The sequence below is a fragment of the Neobacillus ginsengisoli genome (assembly GCF_030813055.1).
Window position 1 is genome coordinate 16,661 of record NZ_JAUSTW010000014.1, and the last position, 13,257, is coordinate 29,917.

General features: G+C 37.9%; 16 protein-coding genes and 2 pseudogenes. 10 read left to right on the plus strand and 8 right to left on the minus strand.

Annotation, left to right across the window (positions count from 1 at the left end; all coding sequences use genetic code 11):
• The first annotated feature begins 37 nt into the window (after positions 1-37).
• Positions 38-580: an aromatic-ring-hydroxylating dioxygenase subunit beta gene (locus J2S10_RS25420; RefSeq protein WP_307413700.1), complete on the plus strand. Its 543-nt coding sequence runs from the start codon at positions 38-40 to the stop codon at positions 578-580.
• A 30-nt stretch (positions 581-610) separates the two neighbouring features.
• Entirely contained in the window at positions 611-1,399 is a 789-nt protein-coding gene (locus J2S10_RS25425) for an SDR family NAD(P)-dependent oxidoreductase (protein WP_307413701.1), read from the plus strand.
• A gap of 377 nt (positions 1,400-1,776) precedes the next feature.
• Here J2S10_RS25425 and J2S10_RS25435 read toward each other — a convergent pair whose 3' ends face one another.
• From J2S10_RS25435 to J2S10_RS25455, 5 genes are all read right to left on the minus strand, one after another.
• Entirely contained in the window at positions 1,777-2,004 is a 228-nt protein-coding gene (locus tag J2S10_RS25435; RefSeq protein WP_307413703.1) for a hypothetical protein, read from the minus strand.
• Positions 2,005-2,098: 94 nt separating this feature from the next.
• Positions 2,099-2,443 (minus strand): hypothetical protein, encoded by a 345-nt coding sequence (locus tag J2S10_RS25440; protein WP_307413704.1) that lies wholly within the window; start codon positions 2,441-2,443, stop codon positions 2,099-2,101.
• Positions 2,444-2,476: 33 nt separating this feature from the next.
• The gene (locus J2S10_RS25445) at positions 2,477-2,683 is read right to left on the minus strand and encodes a hypothetical protein (RefSeq protein ID WP_307413706.1); all 207 of its coding nucleotides are present in this window, start codon (positions 2,681-2,683) and stop codon (positions 2,477-2,479) included.
• A 323-nt stretch (positions 2,684-3,006) separates the two neighbouring features.
• On the minus strand, positions 3,007-3,168 hold the full coding sequence (locus J2S10_RS25450; protein WP_307413708.1) for a hypothetical protein: 162 nt from the start codon (positions 3,166-3,168) through the stop codon (positions 3,007-3,009).
• Positions 3,169-3,287: 119 nt separating this feature from the next.
• Positions 3,288-4,397: a citrate/2-methylcitrate synthase gene (locus J2S10_RS25455; RefSeq protein WP_307413710.1), complete on the minus strand. Its 1,110-nt coding sequence runs from the start codon at positions 4,395-4,397 to the stop codon at positions 3,288-3,290.
• A gap of 162 nt (positions 4,398-4,559) precedes the next feature.
• On the opposite strand from J2S10_RS25455, the gene J2S10_RS25460 reads away from it, so the two are divergent.
• Together J2S10_RS25460 and J2S10_RS27565 are read left to right on the plus strand one after the other, a co-directional pair.
• Positions 4,560-5,441, plus strand: coding sequence for a LysR family transcriptional regulator (locus tag J2S10_RS25460; RefSeq protein WP_307413712.1), 882 nt, complete (start codon positions 4,560-4,562; stop codon positions 5,439-5,441).
• 292 nt (positions 5,442-5,733) lie between these two features.
• Positions 5,734-5,814: pseudogene (locus J2S10_RS27565) on the plus strand (ribulose-phosphate 3-epimerase); the annotation flags it as partial.
• Positions 5,815-6,243: 429 nt separating this feature from the next.
• Here J2S10_RS27565 and J2S10_RS25470 read toward each other — a convergent pair.
• Positions 6,244-7,491, minus strand: a complete 1,248-nt coding sequence (locus J2S10_RS25470) for an NAD(P)-dependent malic enzyme (RefSeq protein ID WP_307413715.1) — start codon at positions 7,489-7,491, stop codon at positions 6,244-6,246.
• An 88-nt stretch (positions 7,492-7,579) separates the two neighbouring features.
• Positions 7,580-7,726, minus strand: a complete 147-nt coding sequence (locus J2S10_RS25475) for a hypothetical protein (RefSeq protein ID WP_307413716.1) — start codon at positions 7,724-7,726, stop codon at positions 7,580-7,582.
• Between the two features lie 507 nt (positions 7,727-8,233).
• Between J2S10_RS25475 and J2S10_RS25480 the strand changes: the two genes are divergently transcribed.
• From J2S10_RS25480 to J2S10_RS25505, 6 genes are all read left to right on the plus strand, one after another.
• Positions 8,234-8,461, plus strand: coding sequence for a HEAT repeat domain-containing protein (locus J2S10_RS25480; RefSeq protein WP_307413717.1), 228 nt, complete (start codon positions 8,234-8,236; stop codon positions 8,459-8,461).
• 76 nt (positions 8,462-8,537) lie between these two features.
• The gene (locus J2S10_RS25485; RefSeq protein WP_307413719.1) at positions 8,538-9,116 is read left to right on the plus strand and encodes an SMI1/KNR4 family protein; all 579 of its coding nucleotides are present in this window, start codon (positions 8,538-8,540) and stop codon (positions 9,114-9,116) included.
• A 183-nt stretch (positions 9,117-9,299) separates the two neighbouring features.
• The gene (locus J2S10_RS25490; RefSeq protein WP_307413721.1) at positions 9,300-9,446 is read left to right on the plus strand and encodes a hypothetical protein; all 147 of its coding nucleotides are present in this window, start codon (positions 9,300-9,302) and stop codon (positions 9,444-9,446) included.
• Between the two features lie 14 nt (positions 9,447-9,460).
• Entirely contained in the window at positions 9,461-9,772 is a 312-nt protein-coding gene (locus J2S10_RS25495; RefSeq protein ID WP_307413722.1) for a suppressor of fused domain protein, read from the plus strand.
• Positions 9,773-9,994: 222 nt separating this feature from the next.
• Positions 9,995-10,651 carry a protein kinase family protein gene (locus J2S10_RS25500; protein ID WP_307413723.1) on the plus strand — a complete coding sequence of 219 codons (657 nt, stop codon included), beginning with the start codon at positions 9,995-9,997 and terminating at the stop codon, positions 10,649-10,651.
• A gap of 36 nt (positions 10,652-10,687) precedes the next feature.
• The gene (locus tag J2S10_RS25505; protein ID WP_307413725.1) at positions 10,688-11,896 is read left to right on the plus strand and encodes a lanthionine synthetase LanC family protein; all 1,209 of its coding nucleotides are present in this window, start codon (positions 10,688-10,690) and stop codon (positions 11,894-11,896) included.
• Positions 11,897-13,078: 1,182 nt separating this feature from the next.
• Here the strand turns inward: J2S10_RS25505 and J2S10_RS25510 are convergent.
• Positions 13,079-13,229 (minus strand): annotated as a pseudogene (locus J2S10_RS25510) (YolD-like family protein); the annotation flags it as partial.
• Positions 13,230-13,257 lie beyond the last annotated feature (28 nt).

Sequence of the window (13,257 nt, forward strand, 5' to 3'; positions counted from 1 at the left end):
CCGCTATGGGAAGGTTGAAATAGGTGGCATGCCTTTAATGAAAGAGCTTTCAATGATTGGGGGAATTAGAATGAGTATCGAAAAAATGCTGGCAACCTATGAATTTGAACAATGGTTATATAGAGAGGCAAAGTATCTTGATGATATCGATTTTGATGGATGGTTTCATTTGCTGCACTCGAATATTTGCTATCAAATGCCGGTGAGGGTCAATAAAGAAGGAGTAGAACGTCCTGATTTTTCCTTAGATATGTTTGCTTTTAATGATGACTATGAATTATTGAAAATTCGTGTGGATCGTTTGAAGACTGATTATGCTTGGGCTGAAATCCCGCCATCCCGTACAAGGAGATCGGTAAATAATGTACAGCTCCTAGAGTATATTCCAAATGAAAAAGCGGCAGTAAACAGTTATTTAACGATATACCGCAGCCGCAGCACAGATATTCACCATGATATTATTTCAGGAGAACGCCGGGACGAATTTACCTATGTTGATGGGGAATGGAAGCTTTCCAAGCGAGTATTTATTGTCGATCAAACAACGATTAATACAAGAAATCTGGCTATTTTTGTATAACAGTTAATTAATAAAGCGAGGTTGGATACAATGGAAGCGGTCTTAAAAGATAAAGTAGTGATCATTACAGGTGGATCTTCAGGAATAGGAGAAGCTGTCACACGCCGTTTTATACAAGAAGGAGCAAAAGTGGGCATTATCGGCCGTTCTAAAGAAAAGTTAGCGAAAATGAAAGAAGAATTTGGTGAAAATATTCTCATTTATCAGGGAGATGTAAGCAAATACGAGGACAATGAGCAAGTGGTTCAAGCTACAGTAAAGCAATTTGGAAAGTTGGATGTTTTTATTGCTAATGCTGGCGTCTTCGATGGATTTGCCAAATTTGCTGATGTGACTTCTGATGCGCTTTCAGAGGCATATGATTACCTACTCAATATTAACCTAAAAGGCTCATTTTTCGGTGTGAAAGCAGCACTTGAAGAACTGCAAAAAACAAATGGCAATATTATTTTTTCAGTGTCAGGTGCAAGTTTCTATCCTGATGGCGGTGGAGTTTGGTACACAGCAAGCAAGCACGCTCAAGTCGGACTGATGCGCCAGCTTGCGTTCGAACTCGCGCCAAATATTCGGGTAAATGCTGTAGCGCCAGGAGGCACACTGACAGAACTCACGGTTATTCCACCACTGCATCCATTTGTGAAAATCGTGGATAATGAGACGAAGGCAAGCAACATTAAAAGGCGAAACCCGCTTCAACTCGCCCAGATGCCAGAAGATCACGTTGCGGCGTACGTCCTGTTAGCATCTGATGAATCACGCGCGATCACCGGAGAAATCATTTCCAGTGATGGAGGATTGTCAGTGCGGGGACTTGGCTAATTTCTAACATTAGAAAGAAGGTTCATAAACATTACTGAGCCACTATTAGGCACGCTGCAGGGATATTTGTACAAATGAAGCAAAGGTCAAACAAATTGCCTCAGGATTTGGTGAGGGCCCTACGACAGTTAACAATACGATAGCCTATATTGATCCTAAAGAAAGAGTTCAGCCGCTGCATAGTAAGTCCATATTAGTTAATCTTTCATTTGAAACAAATTTCTTTTAAAAAGTATTTAGAATTAAAAGAGTTTTCCTAATAAATAGCGTAACTTATCGGAACAAGTGGTAGCAATGTACACGTTTGGATAAAAAAACACGGGATTAAGGTTGAAGAACGAAAAACAAAAAAATTTGATTATAAAAATGAAGAATGGCTAATTGACCAGTTGATTAATAAAGACCGTACAAATGCCAAATTTTCCATCGGCTACTTCTAGAACTCTTTGAATGTACTCTGGGGTAAAAGCAACATTCCCTTGTAAAATACGATCCCCATGTTCAGGTAATACAAGATCGTGGAGAATAGCCGTAAAACGGCTACTTCCACGACTTGGAATCCATAGAGCAAATTTAAGGTCTTCCTGAAGTGTGCCTTTATTCAAGTGTTCTCTTAAGATCGATCCATGGATTCGTTCATGGCAATTGAAAATGCTTGTCCTCTATAATCCTGACTGTTGATCATCAAGGTACACCTCACTAAAGATCGTAGCGATATAGGATTCCATATGCTTTAGGAATAGGAGGAACCCTTAAAACCCGGCTCCAGTATTGCCACTCCGGCCCAAGTCCAATTGGTTGAGTGCGAAGGTTGCTACTCATATCCATAGGAATCAAAACTGGAAATGTATGGATGGCAGGAGGAGCCACGTATGGGACAGAACTGGTTTGTTCAATCCCTACGTGACAAGTCTTACCAGCTAAACTCCCGGCAGGAATACAATAATTTCGGATGACGATATAGGTTTTATGGTCTTGTCCTAAGACATTCTCAACAATATATCCTTGATTTCGAAAAAATTCTTCCAATAGTTGGTTAGTCATCTTTTCGTCACCTCATGATGTGGGGGTTGGTCCCTAAAACAGTGCAGTGAACCTGATATTATCGTGAAGAGAGACAACTTCTTCATAATCAGTTAATGGCTTATTACCGTTGTCACGAATCAAACGGTAATTTTCTGGTGAAGTTAAACCAGCATTCGATAAAATGGATGTTACAGTAAGTTTGTGTTCAGTAGATTCATAACCTTCCCCATTGACAAAATAAGTGATTATCTTGTTCATCATTATAGCCTCCTCATAAAATGTTGAAAATTTGTCGAGGTAGAAGGGATTGGACGTTTACATAACGTTAAATAGGAAAGAAACAGGGAGACTGTCCTAATGTCCCTTCTATCTTGGTCAGCCAAAACAAGTGTAGTGGTAAACTATACACAATCCAGTTAATCCTTTTAAGGCTTCTTCCATGATGTAGTGGTTCAGTGATTCACCAATATGCGGGAAAACTGGAGGTGTCTAAAAAAAGTGATATATACAAAATAAAAAAAATTCTGAACAGTATATCCCTGTTCAGGATTTTAAGCGAGACCAGACGATTTATCTTACACTTATAAAAAAGCTGTATTACTAGTATCTCTGTCATCATTCTCGATTGCTTGCTCGAGTATGCCAAAGTCTTCCTCTTCCCAAATAGTAAGCTGGAAATTTTCCTGCAGCAAAAGTACAACTTCATTTGGCATGCTTCTTGTAATATAAATTTTTGGTTTCATTTTTCACCCGACCCCTAATGACTTAATAGGATTACTTAAACCTAAAAATTTGAATAAACATAAGTTTTAACCATTTTAAACTATCCTTTATTAAAAATGAAAGTTCACAAAAAAATATTTTAACGATCCTCGATTGGCACATATTTTCTTAATTGTGATCCAATATACTCTGCCCGTGGACGGAATAAACGATTATTGGCATATTGCTCTAGAATATGAGCTGTCCATCCTGAAGTTCTGCTGACAGCAAAGATTGGAGTAAACAATTCTCTTGCAATTCCCAAGCTATGATAGGTCGATGCAGAATAAAAATCCACGTTAGGAAGAAGCCCTTTTTCCTTTTGAATGATTTCGTCAATTTTTACAGATATTTGATATAATTTCTCCTTGCCTTTAAGCGCAGTCAGTTCCTTTGACATTTTCTTTAGGAATTTTGCGCGTGGGTCTCCTGTTTTATAGACACGATGTCCGAATCCCATAATCTTTTTCTTTTTGACGAGCGCTTCATTAATATAGGATTCAACATTTTCAACTTCTCCAATTTCCTCGAGCATTTTCATTACAGCTTCGTTTGCTCCGCCGTGCAACGGACCGCTTAACGTCCCAATTGCTGATACAACTCCAGCATAAATATTTGCAAGCGTCCCTACTGTTACACGAGCAGAAAACGTGGATGCATTTAATTCATGATCTGCATGAAGGACCAGGGCAGTATCAAGTGATTTAATTGCAAGTTCCTCTGGTTCTTCGCCGTTTAACATATATAAGAAATTTTGCGAAAAAGAAAATTCCGTTTTAGGAGCTAAAATTTCTTTTCCCTCTTTTACACGTTGGATCGCAGCTACCACTGTGGCAATCTTCGCTTGAATCCTTAAAGCCTTTCGGCGATTTGCCTCAAAAGACATATCAAACGACTCTGGATCATACATTTCAAGAGCTGAAACAACAGTCCGAAGCATTGCCATCGAATGTGTATTTTTTGGGAGGGTTTTCATTAAAGAAATGACTTCATTCGGTAACAAACCTTGTTCGGCAAGGTCCTTTTTAAGCTGAGTCAGTTCTTCCTTTGTAGGCAATTCATCATTCCATAATAAGTACAAAACCTCTTCAAAGCTGGCAAACTTGGCTAGGTCATCAATATTGATCCCCCGATAAGTTAATACACCATCAATAATTGAGCTGATTCCAGAATGGGTTGCCACAACCCCTTCTAACCCTGCTGTTGACATTGTAATCTCTCCTCTCTTCCGCTTCCTTCAGTTATCGTATTTATCATCATTATCTTAAAATTCTAATTATTCTTTACTAACACTTTACAACCAAGACTTCTATAAGTAAAATGAATAAATAGAATAAATACTATGAATATTAGGAATAAATAGGTGCCTATTATGGAATTACGTGACTTAAAATCATTTATTGAAGTGGCTGCCCACAAAAGTTTTACCAAAGCAGCGGCACATTCCTACCTAACGCAGCCCTCATTAAGTAAAGCTGTAAAAAAACTAGAAGAAGAACTTCATGTTGAGCTTTTCGACCGCTCTACGAGAAATTTGCGCCTGACAGATGCTGGCAGAATCGTCTACCAGCAAGGTCACAAGGTGCTCGGGGCATTAGCGGAGCTGGATATCCTTTTAGATGAACTTATCGAGATTGGCGTTGGTGAAATTAAAATGGGTGTTCCGCCGCTGGTAGGAACCCTGTTTTTCCCAAGAATCGCTGAAAAATTTCACAAAAAGTATCCACAAGTAACGCTCAAGTTGGTTGAACTTGGTGCAAAGCGAATCTGCCAGCTTGTTGAAGACGGAGAAATCGATCTCGGTATGATTGTGCTGCCAGCAAATGAACAACAATTTGATATTTATCCGTTTATTCAAGATGAAATCGTTTTATACCTCCATGAGGATCACAGGTTAGCTCAGAAAGGCTCTGTTTCACTTAGTGAATTGAAGGACGAGAAGTTTATCTTATTTGCCGAGGATTTTTCCTTATATGACTATATTAAACATTCATGTGAGAAAGCAGGGTTCTCACCAGATATTTCCTATCAAAGCTCACAATGGGATTTAATTATTGAACTTGTCTTATCTAATCTTGGTATTACATTAATGCCTAAATCTGTACATAACAAACTCCTTAACAGCAATATCAAAATTATTTCAGTCGATTCACCGCATCTCTATTGGGAGCTTGGGATTATTACCAAAAATGAAGCCTATCAATCCTTTGCTTTAAAAGAGTTACTAAAAATGCTTGAGAATAATGAAATATAATACCTTAAGGCCTGTTTAGAAACATTTCTCAAACAGGCCTTTTTATTATAAAAGTCCAAGTAAAATGTAAAATAATCCTATTCCTATTTTTCATTAAGGAATTATATGCATTTAAGGATTTGTTTCATAAAATGGATAGATGTTAAATATATTATGTATCTGAATTGATCCTTGTAATAGCGATAAAAGGATTTGGTATTGCACTGGCTATCATGGGTGTTTATCAATTATGTTATCACTTAGATATTTTCTTAATAATGCACCCCTTTCAGAGGTGATTGAAGGTAGCGGATTATCGATTGAAATCGAGGTAGACAGTGGCATTAATACAGAAACCGCTAGATTTTGTGTCGAGGCAGGAGCAAGTGTATTATAGTAGCTAGCGCACCTTTTCCAGGTCAAGATCCATTACATTTCGGGTACACTCCTCTGTCTGCTTGTGGCAATCACGCTGCTAACTTTACCTGTGAGAGTTACCTGGGAGAATCATCAAATTATGGTATGGTGGACATCTGTCGGTTTTGGCTCAGCCCTGATATTGTGGGGGACCGGAGTGGCAATTTGGCTTACAGGACGTAGACTGCTGAACAGGGCTTGGAAGGGATCCAAAGAAGCTGTGGTATCTTTCCGGTAGTAATTTAGTCTTTTTGATAAAAAAATTAACTGCGGCTAAAGGTAATTATGTAAAATTGGCAGTCAAAGAAATGGGCTGTTCTTATTCAGCAATCAGGCTCTATTTTAGAAGAGGCAATAATAAAAAGCCGATTCCTTATCGTCTTAGGAAATCGGCTTAGGACTAGTTTTATACTATAGCAGGTTGTTTTTCTTCTGTTAACGCTAATAAGTGCTCTTTCACATTTTCCGTATGAACAAACTTTTGAGCAACACCTGTTTCGATTGCAGCATGAGCAACGGCTGCTGCTACATGAGCCGCTACTCTACGGTCAAATGGATCTGGTATCACATAATCAGGGTGAAGTTCTTTATCTGTGATTAATCCGGCAATCGCATAAACGGCTGCCAGTTTCATTTTTTCGTTGATTTCTTTTGCGCAAACGTCCAAAGCACCACGGAAAATTCCCGGGAATGCTAGTACGTTATTGACCTGATTTGGAAAATCAGAACGGCCTGTCCCGACTACGAGTGCTCCCGCTTCCTTTGCCTCCTCCGGCATGATTTCCGGCACCGGATTGGCCATGGCAAAAATGATCGAATGAGGATTCATAGAACGAACCATTTCTTTCGTGACGGCACCTGCAGCTGATACTCCAACAAAAACATCCGCTCCCACAAGGGCATCTGCCAATGTTCCCTGTTTTTGTTCATTATTGGTGATGCGCGCCATTTCCTCTTTGAATTGATTCATTCCCAACGGACGTCCTTCATATATGATTCCTTTTGTATCACATAAAATGACGTCTTTTACACCCATATTGAGCAGCAACTTGACAATCGCCACGCCGGCAGCTCCGGCACCGTTAGCTACAACGCGAATTTCTTCTATTTTTTTATCAACTAGTTTCAAAGCATTGAGTAACCCAGCAGCGGTGACAATCGCTGTACCGTGCTGGTCATCATGGAAAATCGGAATATTACAAACCTTTCGCAGACGCTCTTCAATTTCAAAGCATTTCGGTGCTGCGATGTCTTCTAAGTTCACTCCGCCAAAGGTCGGTTCCAATAATTTAACAACCTCCACAATCTTGTCCGGATCTGTTGTATCTAAGCAAATCGGGAAGGCATCCACATTTGCAAACGATTTGAATAACAATGCTTTCCCTTCCATAACCGGCATGGCAGCTTTCGGGCCTATATTTCCAAGACCGAGTACGGCTGTTCCATCTGAAACAACAGCAACAAGATTCCCCTTCATGGTGTAATCATACACTTTACTTTCATCTTCATAAATGTCCATGCATGGATCCGCTACACCTGGAGAATATGCAAGACTTAAATCTTTCGCATTTCGTACTGGAACTTTTGAATGAACTCCTAGCTTTCCGCGATTTTCCTTGTGCATTTGTAATGCTTCTTCACGTAATGTTGACATGCAATGTTCTCCTTATGTTTATTTTCATTTTTGTTACCGCCTAGTCAAAAAATACTAAGCTCTCCTGGGAAAAATCTTTAACAGCGGTTTAAGCAACATCATGATCATTAAAGTAAACAATTTCTGAAAGAATCTTACAACCTTGAATGCTCTCGAAAGCTTCTCTTGCTTCGTTTTCTGTGTGAAATTCAAACATCGTAATGTTTTCTTTTGAATAGACGGTGATTACCCACATTAAAATGCTTACCTCCAATTAATAGATAATTTTCCCCTTTTTCCTAGAACGTCCAAGGGTCAACCAAAGTAATTATGAACAATCAAAATCAAAATGAAAATACATTCTACAAAAGATGTCAAAACATGACAAAATATTACTAAAATGCATACTTTAAATAGATTATATCTATATAAGGTAGATTGAAAGCTTAAAGAATGTTCCATGACCATGGATGAGTTGTCCTCGATCAATATGGAAACGAGCCTTCTGCACAGAGAGATGCCTACCCATGATTAGGAAAATAAGGTTTATAAAAAAGGTGGGAATGTACCTTATTGACGGAAAATTTCACATTATCCGAAAGGAGATAAGAGCATTAGCGCTCGATGTTGAACTACTAATTAAAGAGGTAGCAGATATTAAGCGAAAAGTGATTAAACTTGGACATTCAAATAAAGACCATTATAGAAAAAACGACTAGAAATTTGCAAAAACCCTAAGTATGGCATTGCCAGAAAAATGCTAATGGGAACTTTGGCAAGAACTAAAAGTATAGAGGCTTATAAGGTTCTCATTGAATGCCTTAATGACAAAACTGTCCGTGGACACGCAATTGAGGGGCTTGGGAAGCTTGGTTGCGTAGATGTAATTCCAGTTTTAGAAAGCTTAAATGTTGAAAAAGGACTATATGAATATAAGGCGAGGGAAACTGCACTTAAAAGGCTAAGAAGAAGGATGGATAAATCAAAATAAATGGGTGCATTACTTGAGGATCTAGCTGCCACTGGAAGCTTTTGTTATTGACATTCTTTAGGGAGGTTATACATCAATGGATTCTGTTCAAATAGTGAATAAATTAACAGAAAAAGGTGTGAAGTTTACAACGGGATTAACACATAAAGAAATCGATGAAATAGAGGTATTATACAACATTCAGTTCCCACCAGACTTAAAAGAATTTCTTACGTTTGCCTTACCTATTTCAGATGGATTTGTAAACTGGATTGATAAAAGTAAAGAAAATATTGAAAGTATAACTGATCGATTAAACTGGCCATTAGAAGGTATTGTTTTTGATATTGAACATAATGAATTTTGGATGAAGGATTGGGGAAAAAAGCCCTCTTCTTTAAAAGATGCGGTAAATATTGCTACTATGTATTACAATAAAGCACCAAAATTAATACCATTATATTCCCATAGGTACATTCCGTCTACCCCCTTTGAAAAAGGGAACCCCATTATGTCTGTACACCAATCTGATATTATATATTATGGTGAGAACTTATTTTCTTATTTTTTAGTTGAATTTAATTTTAAGGATTATGACCATATAGATTTTGAAAATATCAAAAGAATATCTTTTTGGGGTGACATTATCAACCTATGGGATGATGGTGAAGAATAAAAGAAAAGTAATAATCGAGAAATTAAGGAAAAATTCAATTTCTTTATTTCATCTATCGGGTGCTTCTCTTTAAAAGGAGTAAAGCCCTTTTCTTCTTCAATTAAATGGCAGGATAATTGAAGAAGGGATTCGAGTAATTTAAATAGAAATATAAATAAAGTTTGTATATATAAAGGTGGACAAATGGATAAATTTATACAGTTTTTAGAGAATCATCTAGGTACGATTGAGTGTGGTTGGACTAAGAATGACAGGGGAGATCCACTTCCTGTTCAAATTGCAAAATACAATAAAGGTCCTTTTTTGGGTACTACAATATTGGAAATTTAAACATACCTGCATTATTGGCACAAGTTAGCCAGATGGCTTTAGATTCTAGGAACGCATTTGTAAGAGGAGATGTAATTGGACCATATGGACCAATTTTTGATGATTCAAATTTAGAAGCCCTTTATGTTACTATCCCAGGTTACTTTCCAGATTCATTTGATGCTTTTAAAGTAGATGATAAAAAAACTATAATAATGGCTTGGTTAATTCCAATTACTTCAAAGGAAGCAGAATTTATTAGACAGACTGGTTGGGAAGAATTCGAAAATAAACTTGAAGAATTAAACCCAGATTTGATTGACCTTAAAAGGGAAAGTATTATTTAATGTCATTCGGTCTTCTTCAGCTAACCATTGGTTATCTTGATTAAGATTTAAGCAATAATCTTCAACAATCGGGCGCATTTCTGTAATAAGTCTTTCTTTATGTATCGGGCCATTTAATTGAAGATAGAGGAGAATTTATGGGGTAAGTACAATATAAAAAGTACGTTTTTTAATGCATTTCCAGTTATATCATTTAGAAAAAAAGGAAATAAGGGCCGTAAGTTGAAACGTATGTATGAGCGAGAAGCTGCCATATTAAAGCATTTGGATGGAAGATATAATCCTAAATTAATAGAAGTTGGTACCTTTTCTAATCGAACTTACCTTACACTTGAATGGTGCTCAGGTGTTAACGTAGGAGTTGCTGCCAACAATTTTCGTCTTCAAAAAAGTAATGAAGGCCGTAAAAAGCTTTTACGATTGTGCTGTAAAATACTTGAAGCATATTCCCATTTGCATGCTCAAAATGTGATTCATTCGGATATACATCCAAAGAATATACTAATTTCCGATAATGGAACAATCAAAATTATTGACTACGGACTCTCTCGGCATGAAACCGTAGATCAAAAAATAGGCAAACCTGAAAGAGGGGGAATCGGGTACTTTTTTGAACCAGAATTTGCGATGGCACGTCTTGCCGGATGTAAACCGCCCCCGTCGAGTATTTTGGGAGAACAGTACGCGTTAGCTGCCCTACTGTATTTTCTTTTGACAGGCACACATACTCAAAATTTCTCACTTGAGAAGATGAAAATGGATTGTCAAATCGCCGAAAATAACCCGATTTCGTTTGACAAACAAAAAGTGGAACCATGGCCAGAGGTAGAAGGAATTCTAACGAAAGCATTGAGTAAAAATCATGAGGAGCGATTTTAGTCCGTTTTAGAATTTTCCAGAAGGCTAAACGAAATCTTGACTGATGATCAAGAAGAGGGGGGCATCTTTCTTTCAGGACATACAAACATTGCTAAAAATGATTTAATCCAAGACGTGTTACGATGGACAGATTCATCAGAATCCTGGTTCACATCCGGGTTGATAACTGCACCTACTTGTTCAGTTAACTACGGAACAGCAGGAATTGCTTATGCCTTATATCGAATTGCTACTATAAAAAATGATTCGCGGTTACTGTCACTTGCTGATCTGTGGTCTATGCGGGCTAAATCCAATATGGGGTACGAGGGTGCCTTCTATTCAACTAAACTTGATCTTACTCCTAAGACAGTCGGGCATATCTCTCCTTATCATACAGCGAGTGGGGTTTTTGCTGTACGGGCATTAATCAGTAAAGCAATGGGAGATATAACTTCACTACAAGAATCGGTGAACGGGTTTATATCAGCATCGAATGCTCCATGTGAAAAACTTGATCTTACTCTTGGAAAATCTAGCACATTAATCGCTTCCTCACTGCTATTAGACACGATAAAAGACAGCAATCTGCATGTTCGCAGTTCACTTATGCAATTAGGAAATCAAACAATGAATGATATATGGGATCAAATAAACTGTTTGCAACATATATCCAAGGAAGAAAAGGTCTCTTTTCTGGGAATTGCACATGGGTGGGCAGGTTTACTGTATACAACGATGCGATGGTGTCAGACTTCGGGACAGCGTATGCCTGATCAGATGGAAGATCGTCTACGACAGTTGGCCGAGTTTGCAGAGCCAACCGGTCGAGGTGTTCACTGGCTTAGAAAACATAATATTAAACGAAATCGTTCGGACGATTACATGTCAGGATGGTGTAATGGAAGCACCGGCTTTGTCTATTTGTGGACTCGTGCACACAAGATGCTTGGGGATGATGCCTATCTGGAGTTAGCTGAAAAAGCTGCTTGGAATACATTGGAAGAACCGTCTACCATAAGCAATTTATGTTGTGGTATCGCTGGGCAAGCGTATGCATTACTAAACTTATATAAATATACAAATCAAACAGTATGGTTACACCGTGCTGAGGAGATGGCCAATCGTGCTGCAATTGGCATACGGAGTACATCTTTCTCTAAAGCAAGTTTATACAAAGGTGAAGTTGGTGTGGCTGTCTTAGTCGCAGACATGTCAAATCCGGATCTGTCGAGCATGCCTTTTTTTGAGCAAGAGGGATGGTAGAAAAAATGGAAATCGGCTTTTTATTAAGGTAAAGGTAGCATCCGCCGATTTTGGTGTAGATTTAAAACAAAGTCTAACCGTTTGTAATAAAGTTTGACCGTTTAAACGGTCAAACTTTATTTTAAATCCACAATACACCTTTGTTTTGAGCTTTTCGCCCAATTTAAAAAACCTAAATTTTATGATGTAGAAGAAGTGAAAAAGTGGTTAGAAAAGAGAGAGGGTTGAAATTAGGAGGGAAAATCCATGAAAAAGCTGGAAATCTACAAGGAAAATAATGAGCTTGTCATTGAGCGAGTAGACCTAGTACCAGCCTGACACCAGGGGCAAACGCGAGTAAAAAAAAGGAAATTCATATACAAAAGTTCCGAAAAGGCTAAGTATCGGAACAAAAATCAGTTTTAAAGCGCTGATTTAAGTTGTTTGGGCGATCTTACACTCTAGATTTTCACCAAGTTCTAATTCTCTAAGTTCAAACTCGGAGCTTGGCACTAAACCACTGGTAGATCAACGCTTTCCGTTTAATTTTGCCCCTGGTGTTATCTTTTGTGGATCTGCAAGCTTCTGAAACACTTGCTAGACGGTATTCCATATGGTGATTCCGTCTAGCAGATTCATCACTAATCAATCCGACGTAGGCGGATCGCCACAAAGAAGAGGATGAGCGTCACACCACTAGTCACGAAAATCGTCATCAGTAAGGGGTAGCACGCATATTAACGGTTTTATACGCTAAGAGATTCTCAAAACCCAATGTTACTGATTCTAATTGAGATTCTGATTTAGAGATGATTTTTGATACAGGTTTAAAGCTGTTTTTACCACATTTTAGGATAGATTTTTGTTAGTCTAGACTAAATAAGTCCCTTAGAGTAGTAAAATCAACGTTTTTCCGTGTCGAAAATTGTTTAGCGTATGGTTTCGTTAATTTGTTGGTGGGACCCCTTATTGGAAATACAAAAGCCATTGCAGAAAAGCTACAGGAAAAAACAGGGGGAGATATTTTTAAAATAGAAACAGCAAAGCACTACTCCTACGTTGAAGAAGAAGCAAAAAAAGAACTGAATAAAATTTTTAATTCCAGTTATTCAATTAAATGGCGCGATTGCGGAGTAACAAAAAGCCTAATTTCTCGAATTCATACTGAGAAATTGGGCTTTTAAATATTGGCATTTTCACCCCACAGATAATTTCATAAAATTCTTCATATTTTTGTTCATCCAAAACCGGTTTTTCGGCTTTTATCTAAACTTTCATTGTATTCCCTAAGTAATTTTACATGTTCCGGTAACATCATTGAAACCCATTTAATACGGTCTCTGTCACGAATCACCTCAAGACACCTACTTTTCCATTACATT

What these genes read in the sequence shown, in the direction of transcription:
- J2S10_RS25420 (WP_307413700.1), top strand. Translation starts at nt 38, where the DNA reads ATGAAAGAGCTTTCAATGATTGGGGGAATTAGAATGAGTATCGAAAAA.
- J2S10_RS25470 (WP_307413715.1), bottom strand. Translation starts at nt 7,491, where the DNA reads ATGTCAACATTACGTGAAGAAGCATTACAAATGCACAAGGAAAATCGC.
- J2S10_RS25455 (WP_307413710.1), bottom strand. Translation starts at nt 4,397, where the DNA reads ATGTCAACAGCAGGGTTAGAAGGGGTTGTGGCAACCCATTCTGGAATC.
- J2S10_RS25480 (WP_307413717.1), top strand. Translation starts at nt 8,234, where the DNA reads ATGGGAACTTTGGCAAGAACTAAAAGTATAGAGGCTTATAAGGTTCTC.
- J2S10_RS25425 (WP_307413701.1), top strand. Translation starts at nt 611, where the DNA reads ATGGAAGCGGTCTTAAAAGATAAAGTAGTGATCATTACAGGTGGATCT.
- J2S10_RS25440 (WP_307413704.1), bottom strand. Translation starts at nt 2,443, where the DNA reads ATGACTAACCAACTATTGGAAGAATTTTTTCGAAATCAAGGATATATT.
- J2S10_RS25450 (WP_307413708.1), bottom strand. Translation starts at nt 3,168, where the DNA reads ATGAAACCAAAAATTTATATTACAAGAAGCATGCCAAATGAAGTTGTA.
- J2S10_RS25485 (WP_307413719.1), top strand. Translation starts at nt 8,538, where the DNA reads ATGGATTCTGTTCAAATAGTGAATAAATTAACAGAAAAAGGTGTGAAG.
- J2S10_RS25460 (WP_307413712.1), top strand. Translation starts at nt 4,560, where the DNA reads ATGGAATTACGTGACTTAAAATCATTTATTGAAGTGGCTGCCCACAAA.
- J2S10_RS25475 (WP_307413716.1), bottom strand. Translation starts at nt 7,726, where the DNA reads ATGTGGGTAATCACCGTCTATTCAAAAGAAAACATTACGATGTTTGAA.
- J2S10_RS25490 (WP_307413721.1), top strand. Translation starts at nt 9,300, where the DNA reads ATGGATAAATTTATACAGTTTTTAGAGAATCATCTAGGTACGATTGAG.
- J2S10_RS25445 (WP_307413706.1), bottom strand. Translation starts at nt 2,683, where the DNA reads ATGAACAAGATAATCACTTATTTTGTCAATGGGGAAGGTTATGAATCT.